Source organism: Actinokineospora sp. HUAS TT18 (genome assembly GCF_051364635.1).
Lineage (GTDB): Bacteria > Actinomycetota > Actinomycetes > Mycobacteriales > Pseudonocardiaceae > Actinokineospora.
In genome coordinates, this window is record NZ_CP195645.1 from 360,956 (window position 1) to 375,854 (window position 14,899).

The window sequence follows — 14,899 nt, forward strand, 5'->3', positions numbered from 1 at the left end:
GGTGGTGGGCGCCGAGGTGTGGCGGGTCGGCGATGTCGTCGACGGCCGGTACGAGGTGACCCGGGTGCACGAGCACGGCGGCATGGGGCTGGTCTACCGGGTCCGGCACCTGGAGTGGGGCACGGACCTTGCGGTGAAGTGCCCTCGCCCGGAGCTGTTCCGCACCGACGACGACCGCGAGCGGTTCGTCGCCGAGGCCGAGGCGTGGGTGTCGCTCGGGCTGCACCCGAACGTGTGCGGCTGCCACTACGTGCGCACGCTCGGCGGCGTCCCGCGGGTGTTCGCCGAGTACGTCACCGGGGGCAGCCTGCGGGAATGGATCGACGACCGCCGCCTCTACGAGGGTGGGCTTCCGCTGATCGTGAGCCTGGCGATCCAGGCGGCGTGGGGGCTGGAGCACGCGCACAGCCGCGGGCTGGTCCACCAGGACGTCAAGCCCGCCAATGTGCTGCTCGCGGTGTCCGGCTCAGCGGTGACCGCGAAGGTGACCGACTTCGGCTTGGCCCACGCGCGGGCCGCGGCGAGCACGCCGACCCTGGCCGACGTGCCTGGCGTGAGCGTCCTGGTGCCCAACGGCGGGCTGACCCGCGCGTACGCGTCGCCGGAGCAGGCGGCGGGCAAGCCGCTGGGCAGGCGCACCGACATCTACAGCTTCGCGGTGTCTGTGCTGGAGATGTTCACCGGCGGGATCACCTGGTTCACCGGCGAGGTCGCGGGCGAGGTGCTGGCCGCGCGCCGCGTCGACGCCGAACCCGGCCTGCCCGCGCTGCCACCCGACCTGGCCGACCTGCTCGAACGGTGCCTGCGGCACGATCCCGCCGAGCGTCCGGCGTCGATGGCCGAGGTGGCTGACGGTCTCGCGCGGGTGTACGAGAGTGTGGCGGGGGTGCCGTATCCGATCGCGGTGCCGGTGGCCGCCGAGCTGCGCGCCGACGAGCTCAACAACCGCGGTCTGTCGCTGCTCGACCTGGGCCGTCCCGCCGAGGCCGCGGCCGCCTTCGCCGAGGCCAAGGCGGCCGATCCGCGGCACCCCGAGGCCACCTACAACGCGGGGTTGCTGCGGTGGCGCGGCGGCGAGATCACCGACGAGGACCTGCTCGCCGAGATCGAGGCGGTGTCCGGCGATCCGGCCGAGGTCGAGCGGGAGCGCGGTGACTCGGCGCAAGGGTCGCGCCCGATCCCTTGGTACGTCTACAAGGAGCGGCCGAACACGATGCCGCCGCTGCTCCACCTCCGGTTCACCCCGGACGCGCGGTGGGCGCTTTCCGGCTGTGACGGCAAGCTGCGGCTCTGGGATGTCTACAGTGGACATCTCGTGGCCGAGATGGACAGTCACGTGTCCAGGTTCGACCTCAGCGCGGACGCGCGGTTCGCGGTGACCGCCGACGCGACGTCGGTGTCGTTCTGGGACCTGGGTGCCCGACGCGTCCTGCGGAAGGTGGCGGCGTCGAAGGGCTGGAACCGGGCGCTGTGGGTCGAGTCGCTGCGGCTGAGCCCGGACGGTCGGATCGCTGTCATCGGCAGTTATGAGGGCACGGTGCTGGTGTGGGACACCCACACCGGCGAGGTGCTTCAGCGGTTCGACGGGCACGACAGCACCGTCAACGTCGCGGTGAGTCCGGACGGCCGGTTCGTGCTGACCACCGGCCGCGACGACGCGACGGCCCGGCTGTGGGAGGTCGCGACCGGCGCGTGCGTGCGCGTGCTGGAGGACTATCCCCGTCGGGTCTCCGCGGTGTGGCTGGGCGACGGGATCGCGGTGCTGGCGACGTACTGGGCGGAGATCAAGGTCTGGGACCTGACGACCGGCCGGTGTCTGAGCACGATGCTCAGCCAGCCGACGATGGTCGACTCGGTGACGATGAGCGCGGACGGCCGGTACGTGGCGTCCTGCGCGGTCGACGACACCGTTCGGCTGTGGGAGGCCGACACGGGTCGGTGTCTGCGCACGTTCCGCGGGGCGGGCAGGCCGAAGGACGTTGTGTTCGACGCGGGTTTCGTGGTGTCGGCGCACCAGGACAACGCGGTGCGGTGGGCGCCGCTGCCTCCGCCGCGCACCGCGCCCGCCCGGTTGAGCAAGCCGCGCGAGCACGCCGAGCTGTCCAAACAGGACGACCTGGTGCGAGGGCTGCTGGCGAAGGCGGCCGAGGCGGGCAGTGATCGGGAGGCGTTGGCGCTGCTGAACCAGGCGCGGCGGGTGCCCGGGTTCGAGCGGGAGCCGAGGGTGCTGGACGCCTGGCGGGCGCTGGGGCGGACCGTCACTCGGGTGGGTCTGCGGTCGGCGTGGCAGGCGCGGACGTTCGCCGATGTGGGGCACCTGTTCGCCGTGGAGTTGAGTGCGGACAACAAGATCGCGGTGACGGGCGGGCTCGACAAGTTGCCGCGGGTCTGGGACGTCGAGACGGGGGAGTGTCTGCGGACGCTGCCCGCGCAGCCCGCGGCGGTCGACGCCGTCGGGGTGAGTGTCGACGGGACCCGGGTGCTGTCGGTCAGCCGCGAGGGCACGGTCATCGCGTGGTCGGGGGTGACGGGCGAGCCGCTGAGCATCCTCGACGGCAAGCTGGGCGCGACGGCCGCGGCGTTCAGCCAAGATGGGCGGCAGGCGCTTGTCGCGGGCGGCGACTCGGCGGTCCGGCTGTGGGATCTCGACCGCGGGGCGAACCTGGCGACGCTGCTCGGCCACAACGGCAAGGTCACCTCGGTCTCGCTGAGCGGCAGCCTCGCCGCGTCGGCGGGGGCGGATCAGACGGTGCGGTTGTGGGATCTGCGGACGGGGTCGTGCCTGGGTGTGCTGGCTGGTCACACGCACTGGGTGATGTCGGTGGACCTGAGCGCGGACGGGCGGTTCGCGCTGTCGACGGGCGGGTATGAGGACCGGACGATCCGCCTCTGGGACGTGGCGAGCGGCCAGTGTGTGCGGGTGTTCGACGACGAGCCGGACAACCCGCGCGGACTCAGTTCGGTGCCCAAGGTCCGGCGGACACCGGCCCGCCTCACCGTGGACGGCCGGTTCGCGGTGACGGGTGGGACGGACACCACGGTCCGGGTGTGGGACACCGCGACCGGGCGCTGTCTGAGGGTGTTGGAGGGGCACCGCGCGGGTCTGTCGGCCGTGTCGGTGAGCGCGGACGGCCGGTACGTGCTGTCCGGCGGTGGGGATGGGGTGGCTCGGCTGTGGGAGCTGGACTGGGAACTGGGGTGACCTCCCCAGGCGTGGGGTGTGGCGCGTGTTCGCTGACGCGCCGTTGTAGATGACACGGTCCAACGAGGGCTGTCCCTGGTGACAAAGACAGTGGTGTTACTGGTTGGTAACTTGATCGAGAACTCCACCGTGTGACCCACTTCACGACTCCCAGGGGAGCCATGTCAAGGATCAATCGCCTGCTGGCCGCACTGGTCGGCGCCACGCTGGCCCTCACCGCCGTACCCGCCGCGGCCGCCGCCCCGGCGGCGCGGACAGCGGTGGACCCGTTCTACCGCTACACCGGCGGCGAGCCGCTGTCGTCGTTCGAGCCCGGGACCGTCCTGAAGAGCCGGACGCTGCCCTACCACGTCTTCGGGATCGCCACGCCGCTCCAGGCGATCCAGTTGCTCTACCGCACGACCGACGCGCAGGGCCGCCCGTCGGCCAACGTCACCACCGTGGTGCGCAGCATCACCGGCGACCGCAAGCGGGCGCTGTCGTACCAGTCGTTCTATGACTCCCTGAACCCCGAGGACGGCCCGTCCCGCGCGATCGCGGGCGGCGTCAGCCTGGGCGGTGCCATCCCGAACGTGGAGGCGCTGTTCCTGGCGCCCGCCCTGCTCCAGGGTTACAGCCTGGTCATCCCGGACACCGAGGGGCAGACGGCGAACTTCGCCGCGGGGCCGGAGTACGGCACCAACACCCTCGACTCGATCCGGGCGGCGACCCGCTCCCCGCTCACCGGCCTGGACTCCGCGACGAAGTTCGGCCTCTACGGCTACTCCGGCGGCGCCATCGCCACGAGTTGGGCGGCCACGCTCGCGCCGAGCTACGCGCCCGACGTCAACAAGAACCTGGTCGGCTTCACCGAGGGCGGGCTGCTGGTCGCCCCGGCGCACAACCTCAGGTACGTCAGCGGCAGCGTCGTGTGGTCCGGCGTCATCGCGATGGCCCTCATCGGCGCTTCGCGGGGCTACGGCATCGACCTGAAGCCCTACGCGAGTGCCTACGGCCTGGAGCTGCTGGCGAAGCTGGACAACGCGTCGATCGTCAACGTGCTGGGTCAGTACCCGGGGCTGACGTGGCAGAAGCTGGTGAAGCCGCAGTACGCCGACCCGAACTCGATCCCGGAGTTCCTCGCGGTGGTCAACAAGATCAACCTCGGGTCGGCGCCGACGCCGACGATCCCCGGCTTCATCGCGCAGGGCAACGCGGGGTTCATCGAGGGCACGTTCAGCAACCTGCGGGGCATCGGCACCGGCGACGGGGTCATGGTCGCCGGGGACGTGCGGACGCTTGCCCGGCAGTACTGCGCCACCGGCAACGCCTCGATCAAGTACTCCCAGTACGACCTGTTCAGCCACTTCGGCGCGACCGTGGTGTGGGCACCCGCCGCGTTCGCCTGGCTGAACGACCGCTTCGCGGGCAGGACGCCGCCTTCGGACTGCGGCCGGATCCCGGCGGGCAACTCCCTGGCACCGGAGAAGCCGACCGTCTGACCGGCGAAACGCGACCCCGGCACACCTTTGTGCCGGGGTCGCGCGCGTTAGGCCGATCGGGTGACAGGTGCTGCGCTCGCGCGTGCCGCCGATTTAGGTTCGCTGTCCGCTGGCAAGTCTGCGATTGGGAGGCGCGATGAGCGACAACCCGAAGGCCAACTACGTAGGACGCCACCGCAGGACCCGCGCGAACCGCGCGTTCAACCTTTTCCTCGTACCGAAAACAGGCCCAGCCCGTCATGCCGCCGGGGACCGTGCCGGGTCCACCGAGCAGGGACCCAGCGAAGGACGGTGACCGCGAGCGGCGCGCCATCGCCACGGGATGGCGGTGGCGCGTCAATCCTTTGTAGACAGTTCAGAAGGCGTGCGGGCCGAACCGGCCCCACACCACGAACGCGGCCATGGCGAACTGGATCACGTTCACCACGATGAAGTTCGCCTCGTTCCTGCGCAGGTGCGTGATCCCCGCGCCGACCATCAGCGCCGCCCAGCCGGTGGCGGCCAACGGAACGAACACCGGCGCGATGTCGAGCAGGGCGGGCAGGGTCAAGCCGATCCCGGCCATCACCTTCAGGGTGCCGATGGTCTGCACGGTGCCCGCGCTGAAGTCGTCGACCCAGCCGAAGCCGGAGGCGGCCAGCTTCTTCTTCGGCACGAACAGCAGCATCGCGCCGCCCGCCAGGCCGGACACGGCCAGCAGTCCGGCCACGATCCACAACGCGACGTTCATCAGAGCTCTCCTAGTGTCGGTGTCACCGATACGACGACACGGCCCGCCCGAATGTGAGGTCACATCCCGGCGGCCTGTCTCGTCGTATGGGGACAGACCGAAGGAGACACATGGGCACCGATCCGGACCTGGGCGCGGTCATGCGCGAGCGGCGGCAGCTGATCAACCTCGCCTACCGGCTGCTCGGCTCGCTGTCCGAAGCCGAGGACGTGGTCCAGGAGACGTATACGCGCTGGTACGCGCTGTCCCGGCCGCAGCAGGAGGCCATCGAGTCGCCGGGCGCCTGGCTGACCACGGTCGCCAGCCGCGTCTGTCTCGACCAACTCCGCTCGGCGCGCGTCCGGCGTGAGCGCTACGTCGGCGAGTGGATCCCGGAGCCGCTGCCCGACCACACAGAATGGGTCACCGCCGACCCGGCCGACCGGGTCACCCTCGACGAGTCGGTCAACATGGCCTTCCTCGTCGTGCTCGACGCCATGACCCCGGCCGAACGCGTCGCGTTCATCCTGCACGACGTGTTCAAGTACTCCTTCGCCGAAGTCGCCGAGATCGTCGCCCGCACCCCCGCCGCGTGCCGGAAGCTGGCCTCGTCGGCGCGCCGCCGCGTCCAGGCGCAGGTCACCGCGACCCCCGCGGCGCAGAGCGCCGACGTCGTCCGCGACTTCAAGCTGGCGTGGGAGGCCAAGGACATCGGCGCCCTCATCGGCCTCCTCGACCCGGACGCCGTCGTCATCGGCGACGGCGGCGGCCTGGTCGAGGCCGCCCTGCAGCCCATCGAGGGCGCCGAGCGGATCGCGCGGTACGTCCTCCACCTCGCCGAGCGGGTGCCCGACCTGGTGGTGTTGTTGCGCACGGTCAACGGCCAGCCGGGGCTGGTCGCCCAGCAGGGCGGCGTCACCGCGGTGGTGATGGCGTTCGACGTCGTCGGCGACCGGATCAAGCACATCTGGGGCGTGCGCAACCCCGAGAAACTCCAGCTCTGGATGACCGACTGAGGCCGGTCTGTCAGCAGTAGATCTTGTTGAAGACCTTCAACCCGTTCCAGAACATGTCCGCGGTGACCCGGAAGCAGTTCGCCCCGTCGATCACGCCGACCGGTCCGGCCTCATAGCGGTACGACCCGTTGTCGATCCCGCCGACGTTCGGCACGACGGTGCAGGTCCCCGTGTTCGTGGTCTGGGTGCACTTGCGCAACTGGATGCCGATCTCGCTCGACACCCCGCGTGTGGGCCCGAGCTTCACCAGCTTCGCGCAGTGGCGGCCCGCGCTGGGCGTGTAAAGCTGCACCTCGCCGAGGGCCGTTCCGTCGGACGTGCGGAACGTCTTCAGGATCTGCAGGTTGCCCGAGCACGACACGTCGTCGGCGGCCGCCGACGGTGCGACCGCGACGACCAGGCCCAAGGCCAATGCCGCGGCGGTCATGAACGAGGTGAACGCGGCCTTCAGTTTCACGGCAGGACTTCCTCCCCCTAGTGCAGGCCCACGGTGTGCGCCTGCGAAGCAGCGCAAGCCTAAAAGCGGGATCGCTGCTGTCAACCCCCTAGTCGCGGCATCGACGGCGGTTGCGTCATTCGAGTGAGAGCGTGCCCATTCCGCGCAGGCGCGGCGCTGACCTGTGGGTACCGTCCGGTTTCCGGTAGTTCGTGAACTGGGGGACCACATGCGGATTCTTCGTACCTGTTCTGTCGCCGCCGCCGCGCTGGCGCTCGCCTTCGGTGGCGTGTCGACCGCCGCGGCCACGTCAGCGTCGCCGTCCGGCGGTGTCGGTGTGCTCGGCGGCGAGTGCGGCTCGTCGTACGCGCTGGTCGGGCTGCACAAGGTGGGCAATCAGCACACCGACAGGATCGACCTGCACATGGAGGTCTACTACTCCTCCACCTACAAGCGGAACTGCCTGATCTCCCGTCACGTCGGGGATGCCTACGGCGAGCGACGGGACACCATGGCGCGCATCCGTCCCTCGGGTTGGGCGTGGCCCGCGTGCCCGAGCGTCGGGTGCGATCGTGGAAACTACGCCTACTACGCGGGACCGGTTTACACCCCGGCCGGTGTGGACATGAGCAACCGCTGCGTCGATGTCACGGGCACCGCAGGCATTCAGGTCGACAAGATCCTTTACAAATTGCACTGCGGCTGACCCGCCACATTCATCGCGTTGATCACGCTGGGCGGGTGATGGCGGAGAGCATCAGGGCGCGGATCTCGGTGGCGATCTCGGCCGCGGCCAGTGGTGGGTCGTGGGCCTGCCACTCCCGCAGCAGGCCGGTGATCGCGCCGACCATCGCGAAGGCGGTCAGGCGGTAGTCGCGGTCGGGGGCTTCGCCCTTGTCGGCGGCGTGGCGGGCTTCGGATTCGATGAAGTCGGCCCACTTGCGGACCCAGTGCTGGTGTTGGCGTTCCAGGTCGGCGCTGACGCCGACGGCTTCCACGTAGTTCAGGCGGGGGAGTCGGGGGTCGGCGGTCACGCTGGTGATGAAGGTGTCGACCAGGGTGGCGACGCGGGTCTCGGCGTCGGCGTCGGCGATCGTGGTGAGTTTGGCGGTGACGTGGCGCATCGCCTGGGCGTTGATGTGGCCGTGGAGGGTCAGGAGGAGTTGTTCCTTGGCCTGGAACTCCTCGTAGAAGTTGCGCGTGGACACCCCGGCCAGCGTGCACAGGTCAACGATCTTCGTCTGCTGGTAGCCGCGGGCGGTGAACAGTTCCAGGGCGGCGAGCAGCAGGCGTTCCCGGCGCTGGGCGCGGCGGTCGTCGGCGGCGACGCCCGCGTACGCGCGTTTCGTGACGACCATGGCCGGCTCCTGAAACAAAGTGGTAATCGGTCTTGTCAGATTATGACACCGGTTTTACCGTTCCGAAAATAACGGTTACCACTTTATCGGAGGCACCATGGTCCGCCGAGCCGTACTAGTCCTGGCCGCGCTGGCGTTGCTGGCCGGTGGTGTCACCCCCGTGGTGCACGCCGACGAGCAGCCGCCCGTGCCGCAGCAGGATCCCTTCTACGCGCCGCCGAACCCGCTGCCCGCGGGCGCGCCCGGCGACGTCATCCGCAGCAGGAAGGTCGACTGGCATCCCGAGCCGTTCCGGGTCCTCCCGGCGCCGGTGCGGGCCTACCAGGTCCTGCACCTGTCGACCTCGGCCACCGGCGCGCGCAACGCCGTGTCGGCGACCGTGCTCGTGCCGCCGACCGCGTGGACCGGCGCCGGGCCGCGTCCGCTCATCGCCTACGCCATGGGCACCCAGGGGCTCGGCGACGAGTGCGCGCCGTCCTACCACCTGCGGTCCGGGACCGAGGTGGAGATCGCCTTCCTCGCCCAGGCGCTGCTGAAGGGCTGGGCCGTCGCGGTCACCGACTACGAAGGACTCGGCACCCCCGGCACGCACACCTACGCCGTCGGCCAGTCCGAGGGGCGCGCGCTGCTCGACACCGCCCGGGCCGCGACCCGGCTGCCGGAGGCGCAGCTCGACCCGAACGCCCCGATCGGCGCGTTCGGCTACTCGCAGGGCGGGCAGGCCGCCGCGTGGGCGGGGGAGCTGCAGGCGACCTACGCCCCGGAGCTCAACCTGGTGGGCATCGCCGAGGGCGGGGTGCCGTCGGACATGAACGAGGTCGCCGCGTTCAACAACGGCGGCATCGGCGCGGGCCTCGTGGTGGCCGCGGCGGTCGGCTACTCGACCGCCTACCCGGAACTGCCCTTCGCCGCGTTCCTCAACCAGCGTGGCAAGGACGTGACGACGAAGGTGCGTGAGGCTTGCGTCGCCGAGATCGCCCTGCTCGCGCCGTTCACCCGGCTCAACGACCTGACCACCACGCCGGACCTGATCAACCACCCGGCCTGGCAGGCCCGGCTGGCGCAGAACAAGCTCGGCACGGTCAAGCCCGCCGCCCCGGTCTACCTCTACCACGGCACGCTCGACGAGCTGATCCCGTACTCGGGCGCCAAGAAGCTGCGGGACCGCTACTGCGGCGTCGGCGCCGATCTGCAGTGGACCCCGATCCCGCTCGCGGGCCACATCGTCGCGGTGTCCGTGTGGGGCACCAACGCGCTGAACTGGCTCGGCGACCGCTTCGCCGGGAAGTCCACCCGCCCATCCTGCTAGCCCACTGACCGGTGGCCGTGGTCGCACAGGGGGCGACCACGGCCACCCTTGTGAGGAGTGACCGATGCCGGACACCAAGACCCGCCCCGCCACCATCGGCGACCTGGCCGCGTGGGCGGGCGAGACCTACGGCCCCCTTCCCGCCCTGCGCTTCCGCTCAGGCGACACCTGGCAGGACATCACCTACGCCGAACTCGCCGCGCGGGTGCGCGCGGTGGCGGGCGGCTTGGCCGCGGCGGGCGTCCGCGAGGGCGACCGGGTGGCGATCCTCGCCGAGACTCGTCCGGAATGGACGGTGTGCGACCTCGCGATCGCCGAACTGGGTGCGGTTTGCGTCCCGGTCTACCCGACGAACTCGGCCGAGGAGTGCGCCTGGGTGATCGGCGATTCCGGTGCCGTGGCGGTGATCTGCGAACAGGCCGAGCATGTCGACCGCGTCCGCGGCGTGCGCGCCGACCTGCCGGACTTGCGCGCGATCCTTTCGATCGACCCCGTTGATGGGGTACAGGCCGTCGCGGACATCCGAGGCGAGGCGACACCGGTCGAAGTGGACCCGGACGAGCCGAACACCATCGTCTACACCTCGGGCACCACCGGCCCGCCCAAGGGTTGCCTGCTGTCGCACCGGAACTGGCGCGCGTCGCTCGACGCGATCCAGCAGCGGACCACCCTGGCCGAGGGCGACACGATCTACCTCTATCTGCCGCTCGCGCACCTCTTCGCCAGGATGGTCCAGCTGACCAGCCTCGAATGCGGCGCGACCCTGGTCTACTTCGGCGGCGACATCCGCGCCGTGGTCGCCGAGTTGATGGAGGTCCAGCCCACCCACCTGCCGTCGGTGCCCAGGCTGTTCGAGAAGGCGTACGGCATGGTGCGCACCCAGGTCGAGCGCGCCGCCACCACCACAGAGCAGGCTCAGGACCTGGTCCGCGCCGCCCTGGGCGGCCGGGTCCGCGAGGCGCTGACCGGTGCCGCCCCGATCGCCCCGGAGATCCTGGAGTTCTTCGCGGGCAGCGGAATCCCGGTCTACGAGGCGTACGGGATGACCGAGTCGACGGCGCTGATCTCGGCCAACACCCCGGGCCACGTCCGGTTCGGCAGCGTCGGCAAGCCGCTGCCCGGCGTGACCGTCCGCATCGCCGCCGACGGCGAGATCCTCGCCGCGGGCGACAACGTCTTCAGCGGCTACCACAAGAACCCGTCGGCGACCGCCGAGACCCTGATCGACGGCTGGCTCCACACCGGAGACCTCGGCCACCTCGACGACGACGGCTACCTCCACATCACCGGCCGCAAGAAGGACATCATCATCACCGCGGGCGGCAAGAACCTGACCCCGGCCAACTTCGAGAACGACCTGCGCCAGTCCCCGTGGATCGCCAACGCGGTCATGATCGGCGACCGCCGCCCGCACCCGGTCGCCCTGATCACCCTGGACCCCGACGAGGTGGCGCGCTGGGCCGCGGAGAACGGGGTCGACGACCCCCATGGCCACGCGGAGATCCGGCGGATCGTCACCGGGCTGGTCGCCGCGGCCAACGCGAAGTACGCGCCGCCGGAACAGGTGCGGAACTTCGCCATCCTCCCCGCCGACTTCAGCGTCGCCGACGGCGAACTGACGCCCACGCTCAAACTCCGCCGCGCCGTGATCCAGGAACGCCACCGGGAGGTGATCGAAAGTCTCTACCCGCCCGCCGAGGGTGCGCTATGATCGCAGCGTGACCGCCGGGTCGGCCTTGCGCCGCACACAGAACGGTTCCCCGGCCGCGCCGTGAACCTCCGGCGGGCCAGGGGCCCGCCGCGCACCTCCCTTTCCAGTCCACATCGGACAGACGTGGAAAGGAGGTGAACACATGTCTTCCACTGATCCCTGGACGGGATTCCGCGCCGCCCACGACACGGGCAGCGAGTTCGAGGCGACCGTCGTCAGCATCGTGCCCTTCGGCGCGTTCCTCGAGATCGACGGCGCGCACGGGCTGCTGCACAAGTCCGAATGGAGCGCCGAGCCCGAGGTCGGCTCGACCATGAGGGTGCGAGTCGTCGCGGTCGATGACGTGCGCCAGCGGTTCAGCTTGGCGCTCAGCTGAGCAAGGGGTGCGGGGGCAGGTTACGGCTGCCCCCGCACCACCAGGCTACGCACCGCTGTCAAAGCCACGCTCACGTAGAGTCCGCGCGTGGAGTTTCGGCTGTTGGGTCCGGTGGAGGTCTGGCGCGGCCGGCAGCAGGTGGCGTTGGTGGGCGCAAGCCGCGTGCGCTGCTCGCCGCCCTCGCGCTCGACCCTGGGCGCGTCGTCTCGACCGAGGCCCTCGTCGACGCGATCTGGGCCGACGACCCGCCCGACACCGCGCGGTCCCTGATCCAGACCTACGTGTGGACGCTGCGCCGCGCGCTGGGCGAGGTCATCGAGACCCGGCCCCCGGGCTACGTCCTGCATGCCGACCGCGTGGACCGCGACCTTCACCGACCTCGCCGACCGCGGCCGTCGCGCCGTCGCGGACGGTGACCACGCTGCCGCCGTGGCCGTGTTCCGGGAGGCGCTGGCGCTGTGGCGCGGGGCCGCGCTCGGCGGCGTCGGCGGTGCCCTGCGGCTGCTGATCGTGGACGGGTGCAGGCCGCTTGCCTCGCAGGTGCGGTACTTCAGCGAGTACGTCGAAGCTGCGCCGCGATAACCGCGAGTGGACAGAGGAGTGGGTGCACGTCCAGGCCAGCCGCGCGCTCGCCCCGCCCGACGTCGCCCCGCACGTGGCGGGCCGCCGTCGACCTGACCCTGTGCACCGACGCGGGGGAGGAACTGGACATGGGCACCAAGGTCAACGCGAGCCCGGAGGAGAGCGACCTGGCCCGCTACACGGCCGCGCCCAACATCTCCGCGAAGGCGTCGGCGAACCGGCGCCTGCTCGCCGACGCGCTGCCCGCGGTCGGCATGGTCAACTATCCGACCGAGTGGTGGCACTGGTCCTACGGCGATCGCTACTGGGCCACCGCCAGCGGCGCCGCGGCGGCCCGCTACGGCCCGGCCGGGTGGTGATCCGTCAGCGGACGAGCACTGGCTGCCGCACGCCGAGCAGTTCGTCCAGTGCCTCGCGCACGCGGTGGGCTGCTCGGCCGTCGCCGAAGGGGTTGCGGTCGGCGGGCACGCGGAGGCTGGTGGTGAGGATTCGGTTGGCGCCGTCGAGGATTCGGGCCGGGTCGGTGCCGACGAGCCAGGCGCAGCCCGCGTGCACGGCCTCCCGGCGTTCGGTGGTGTCGCGGGCGACCAGGACCGGGACGCCGAAGCTCGGGGCTTCCTCCTGGATGCCGCCCGAGTCGGTCAGCACCAGGGCTGCGCGGCGGAGGGCGCGGACGAGGTCCGGGTAGTCCAGCGGCTCGGTCACCGTGATCCTGGGGTGGTCGCCGAGGACGCTGGTGACCTGGGCGCGGACGTCGGGGTTCGGGTGCGCGGGCAGCACGACGCGCACATCCGGGTGGCGGTCGGCCAGTGCGCGGACGGCGTGCAGGACGTTCGCCAGCGGCGCGCCCCAGGACTCGCGGCGGTGGACGGTGACGAGGACGAGCCTGCTGCCGGTCGCGGCGATCTCGCGTTCCACGGCGGCCAGGGCCGGGTCGACGGCGGGCAGGTCGGCGGCGGCGATGTGCTGGACGGCGTCGACGACGGTGTTGCCGGTGATGACGATCGACTCCCTGGGGACCGCCTCGGCCCGCAGCGCCGCCGCGGCGGCCCCGGTGGGGGCCAGGTGCAGCGCGGTGACCCTGGCGACCATCTGCCGGTTGCCCTCCTCCGGGAACGGCGCCGACAGGTCGGCCGTGCGCAGACCCGCCTCCAGGTGCGCCACCGGCACCCGGCGCCAGAACGCTGCCAGGGCGCCCGCGAGCGTGGTCGCGGTGTCGCCGTGCACCAGCACGGCGGCGGGCACGCGCCGGGCGAGGACGGCGTCGAACGCGGGCAGCAGGGCGGAGACGAGTTCGGCCTGGCCGCCGCCGTCGCGCCGCACCGACAGCGTCTCGTCCGGGGCGAGGCCGAAGGGCGCCAGCGCTTGCTCGACCATGCCCGGATGCTGTCCACTGTGGACGATAGTCGGCCGGACGAGCGGATGGTCGCGCAGGGCGAGCGCGACCGGGGCGACCTTCAGTGCCTCCGGCCGGGTCCCGACCAGCAGGAGAACTTCGTTGCGCATGAACGCCTTTCGGGCAGCGACGGACTCCGGACGTCGCCGCCCGGAGTCCGCCTTGGATGCTAGCGGGTCTGCTTCCGGCGCCGGTTCGCGTGGATCAGCAGGGCGCCGGTGATGAGCAGCGCGATCCCCAGCGCGATCCACCAGCCGACGTCGGCCCCGGTGACGGCGAGACCCGCGCCGCCACCGACCGCGCCTCCGGTTGGGGCTCGGTACACGGTTTCGACCTCCGGACTCAGACCGCGGCGGGCCGTTGGCGCTTGCGGATCACCGTGATGCCGACCGGGATCGCGGCGAGGCCCACGATGCCGAGGCCGATCCAGAGACCCGCGCCGGAGGCCAGCGGGATCGGCGGCGCGGCCGGACCGCACGTCGCGCTGCCCAAGACCACGTCACCCGCGCCGAGCAGGATGTTGAGCTTGACGTGGACACCGTTGACGGTCTTGCCGCCGTCGGCGTTGTCGATCTGCTCGTTGAAGGTGATCGTCACCAGCGGGAGCGTGATCACGGTGTTGGGCGCCGGGTTCACCGGCACGCTGACACCGAGCAGTTTCACGTCGACCAGCTGCGTCGAGCCGACGATGCCCGCCTGGCTGGCGTCGCAGTCGACGTTGATCGCCTTGATGGTGCCCAGCCCGGCAAGGGTCAGTCCGACGTCGGCGAGGGTCGCCTTGGAGTGCACGACCCCGGTCGCGTCATCCCTGGTGGCCGAGCTGGTCACCAGGCCCGCGCTGACGATGCCGGGAACGTTGATGCTGGCCAGTTGCGCGCTTGTCGGGCCCGACGTCTTGCTCGGGGCGAGCGGGCCGACCTTGACCGCGGGAGCGCCGAGCAGGGTCACGGCCACGTCGGCGACGTAGGCCGACCCGTCGCCCGGCGCGGCCGATGCGGGTGTCGCGCCCAACAGCAGGGCTGCCGCGGCGGCCACGCCGATCGCGGCACCGCGGCGTGCCAGTCTCATCTGCATTCAACTACTCCAATGGGGTTGCTGAGCCACTATCCGGGTGACGCTTCACTCAAATGGTTGGCACAGCGGTGGGTGGAGCTATTGCAGCTGGGCCTAACGAGCCGTCTTCGTGCAAGACACGACAGATATTGATGTTGTCGATTTTCCGCGCAACGCTTACGGAATGCCTGCAGGGGCGGCAAAGTGGGCGATCGTGACCGACGAAGGATCACCCGCCTGAGTTACTAGCAAGCGGGCAACAACTCGCTG

General features: G+C 71.0%; 16 protein-coding genes. 10 read left to right on the forward strand and 6 right to left on the reverse strand.

Annotated elements, in window-relative coordinates; genetic code table 11:
• The first annotated feature begins 1 nt into the window (after position 1).
• Entirely contained in the window at positions 2-3,202 is a 3,201-nt protein-coding gene (locus tag ACSHT8_RS01740) for a WD40 repeat domain-containing serine/threonine protein kinase (RefSeq protein ID WP_436497003.1), read from the forward strand.
• Between the two features lie 161 nt (positions 3,203-3,363).
• Complete coding sequence (locus ACSHT8_RS01745; protein WP_436497005.1) at positions 3,364-4,683, forward strand: lipase family protein; 1,320 nt, start codon at positions 3,364-3,366, stop codon at positions 4,681-4,683.
• Between the two features lie 355 nt (positions 4,684-5,038).
• On the opposite strand, the gene ACSHT8_RS01750 is transcribed toward ACSHT8_RS01745, so the two are convergent.
• Positions 5,039-5,413: a DoxX family protein gene (locus ACSHT8_RS01750; RefSeq protein ID WP_436497007.1), complete on the reverse strand. Its 375-nt coding sequence runs from the start codon at positions 5,411-5,413 to the stop codon at positions 5,039-5,041.
• A gap of 110 nt (positions 5,414-5,523) precedes the next feature.
• Between ACSHT8_RS01750 and sigJ the strand changes: the two genes are divergently transcribed.
• Entirely contained in the window at positions 5,524-6,408 is an 885-nt protein-coding gene (gene sigJ, locus ACSHT8_RS01755; RefSeq protein WP_436497009.1) for an RNA polymerase sigma factor SigJ, read from the forward strand.
• A 10-nt stretch (positions 6,409-6,418) separates the two neighbouring features.
• On the opposite strand, the gene ACSHT8_RS01760 is transcribed toward sigJ, so the two are convergent.
• Positions 6,419-6,865 (reverse strand): hypothetical protein, encoded by a 447-nt coding sequence (locus ACSHT8_RS01760; RefSeq protein WP_436497011.1) that lies wholly within the window; start codon positions 6,863-6,865, stop codon positions 6,419-6,421.
• A 208-nt stretch (positions 6,866-7,073) separates the two neighbouring features.
• Between ACSHT8_RS01760 and ACSHT8_RS01765 the strand changes: the two genes are divergently transcribed.
• Positions 7,074-7,550, forward strand: a complete 477-nt coding sequence (locus ACSHT8_RS01765; protein WP_436497013.1) for a hypothetical protein — start codon at positions 7,074-7,076, stop codon at positions 7,548-7,550.
• Positions 7,551-7,572: 22 nt separating this feature from the next.
• On the opposite strand, the gene ACSHT8_RS01770 is transcribed toward ACSHT8_RS01765, so the two are convergent.
• Positions 7,573-8,202: a TetR/AcrR family transcriptional regulator gene (locus ACSHT8_RS01770; protein WP_436497015.1), complete on the reverse strand. Its 630-nt coding sequence runs from the start codon at positions 8,200-8,202 to the stop codon at positions 7,573-7,575.
• 97 nt (positions 8,203-8,299) lie between these two features.
• Between ACSHT8_RS01770 and ACSHT8_RS01775 the strand changes: the two genes are divergently transcribed.
• The 6 genes from ACSHT8_RS01775 (at position 8,300) to ACSHT8_RS01800 (ending at position 12,539) form a co-directional block, all read left to right on the forward strand.
• The gene (locus ACSHT8_RS01775) at positions 8,300-9,511 is read left to right on the forward strand and encodes a lipase family protein (protein WP_436497017.1); all 1,212 of its coding nucleotides are present in this window, start codon (positions 8,300-8,302) and stop codon (positions 9,509-9,511) included.
• A 64-nt stretch (positions 9,512-9,575) separates the two neighbouring features.
• Entirely contained in the window at positions 9,576-11,222 is a 1,647-nt protein-coding gene (locus tag ACSHT8_RS01780) for an AMP-dependent synthetase/ligase (protein WP_436497019.1), read from the forward strand.
• A 142-nt stretch (positions 11,223-11,364) separates the two neighbouring features.
• The gene (locus tag ACSHT8_RS01785; protein WP_436497021.1) at positions 11,365-11,598 is read left to right on the forward strand and encodes a S1 RNA-binding domain-containing protein; all 234 of its coding nucleotides are present in this window, start codon (positions 11,365-11,367) and stop codon (positions 11,596-11,598) included.
• A 167-nt stretch (positions 11,599-11,765) separates the two neighbouring features.
• Positions 11,766-12,014: an AfsR/SARP family transcriptional regulator gene (locus ACSHT8_RS01790; RefSeq protein ID WP_436501969.1), complete on the forward strand. Its 249-nt coding sequence runs from the start codon at positions 11,766-11,768 to the stop codon at positions 12,012-12,014.
• The gene (locus ACSHT8_RS01795; protein ID WP_436497023.1) at positions 11,944-12,180 is read left to right on the forward strand and encodes a BTAD domain-containing putative transcriptional regulator; all 237 of its coding nucleotides are present in this window, start codon (positions 11,944-11,946) and stop codon (positions 12,178-12,180) included. The genes ACSHT8_RS01790 and ACSHT8_RS01795 overlap by 71 nt, the downstream gene beginning before the upstream one ends.
• Positions 12,117-12,539, forward strand: a complete 423-nt coding sequence (locus ACSHT8_RS01800) for a M15 family metallopeptidase (protein WP_436497025.1) — start codon at positions 12,117-12,119, stop codon at positions 12,537-12,539. Before ACSHT8_RS01795 ends, ACSHT8_RS01800 begins: the two co-directional genes overlap by 64 nt.
• Positions 12,540-12,543: 4 nt before the next feature.
• Here the strand turns inward: ACSHT8_RS01800 and wecB are convergent, their stop codons facing one another.
• Genes wecB through ACSHT8_RS01815 form a run of 3 tightly spaced genes read right to left on the reverse strand, consistent with a single transcriptional unit; the run spans position 12,544 to position 14,650 of the window.
• Positions 12,544-13,686, reverse strand: a complete 1,143-nt coding sequence (wecB, locus tag ACSHT8_RS01805; RefSeq protein ID WP_436497026.1) for a non-hydrolyzing UDP-N-acetylglucosamine 2-epimerase — start codon at positions 13,684-13,686, stop codon at positions 12,544-12,546.
• A gap of 59 nt (positions 13,687-13,745) precedes the next feature.
• Positions 13,746-13,901 carry an LPXTG cell wall anchor domain-containing protein gene (locus tag ACSHT8_RS01810; protein WP_436497028.1) on the reverse strand — a complete coding sequence of 52 codons (156 nt, stop codon included), beginning with the start codon at positions 13,899-13,901 and terminating at the stop codon, positions 13,746-13,748.
• A gap of 17 nt (positions 13,902-13,918) precedes the next feature.
• The gene (locus ACSHT8_RS01815; RefSeq protein WP_436497030.1) at positions 13,919-14,650 is read right to left on the reverse strand and encodes a choice-of-anchor P family protein; all 732 of its coding nucleotides are present in this window, start codon (positions 14,648-14,650) and stop codon (positions 13,919-13,921) included.
• Between the last annotated feature and the right edge of the window lie 249 nt (positions 14,651-14,899).

What these genes read in the sequence shown, in the direction of transcription:
- ACSHT8_RS01745 (WP_436497005.1), top strand. Translation starts at nt 3,364, where the DNA reads ATGTCAAGGATCAATCGCCTGCTGGCCGCACTGGTCGGCGCCACGCTG.
- ACSHT8_RS01750 (WP_436497007.1), bottom strand. Translation starts at nt 5,413, where the DNA reads ATGAACGTCGCGTTGTGGATCGTGGCCGGACTGCTGGCCGTGTCCGGC.
- sigJ (WP_436497009.1), top strand. Translation starts at nt 5,524, where the DNA reads ATGGGCACCGATCCGGACCTGGGCGCGGTCATGCGCGAGCGGCGGCAG.
- ACSHT8_RS01765 (WP_436497013.1), top strand. Translation starts at nt 7,074, where the DNA reads ATGCGGATTCTTCGTACCTGTTCTGTCGCCGCCGCCGCGCTGGCGCTC.
- ACSHT8_RS01770 (WP_436497015.1), bottom strand. Translation starts at nt 8,202, where the DNA reads ATGGTCGTCACGAAACGCGCGTACGCGGGCGTCGCCGCCGACGACCGC.
- ACSHT8_RS01775 (WP_436497017.1), top strand. Translation starts at nt 8,300, where the DNA reads ATGGTCCGCCGAGCCGTACTAGTCCTGGCCGCGCTGGCGTTGCTGGCC.
- ACSHT8_RS01780 (WP_436497019.1), top strand. Translation starts at nt 9,576, where the DNA reads ATGCCGGACACCAAGACCCGCCCCGCCACCATCGGCGACCTGGCCGCG.
- ACSHT8_RS01785 (WP_436497021.1), top strand. Translation starts at nt 11,365, where the DNA reads ATGTCTTCCACTGATCCCTGGACGGGATTCCGCGCCGCCCACGACACG.
- ACSHT8_RS01795 (WP_436497023.1), top strand. Translation starts at nt 11,944, where the DNA reads ATGCCGACCGCGTGGACCGCGACCTTCACCGACCTCGCCGACCGCGGC.
- wecB (WP_436497026.1), bottom strand. Translation starts at nt 13,686, where the DNA reads ATGCGCAACGAAGTTCTCCTGCTGGTCGGGACCCGGCCGGAGGCACTG.
- ACSHT8_RS01815 (WP_436497030.1), bottom strand. Translation starts at nt 14,650, where the DNA reads ATGCAGATGAGACTGGCACGCCGCGGTGCCGCGATCGGCGTGGCCGCC.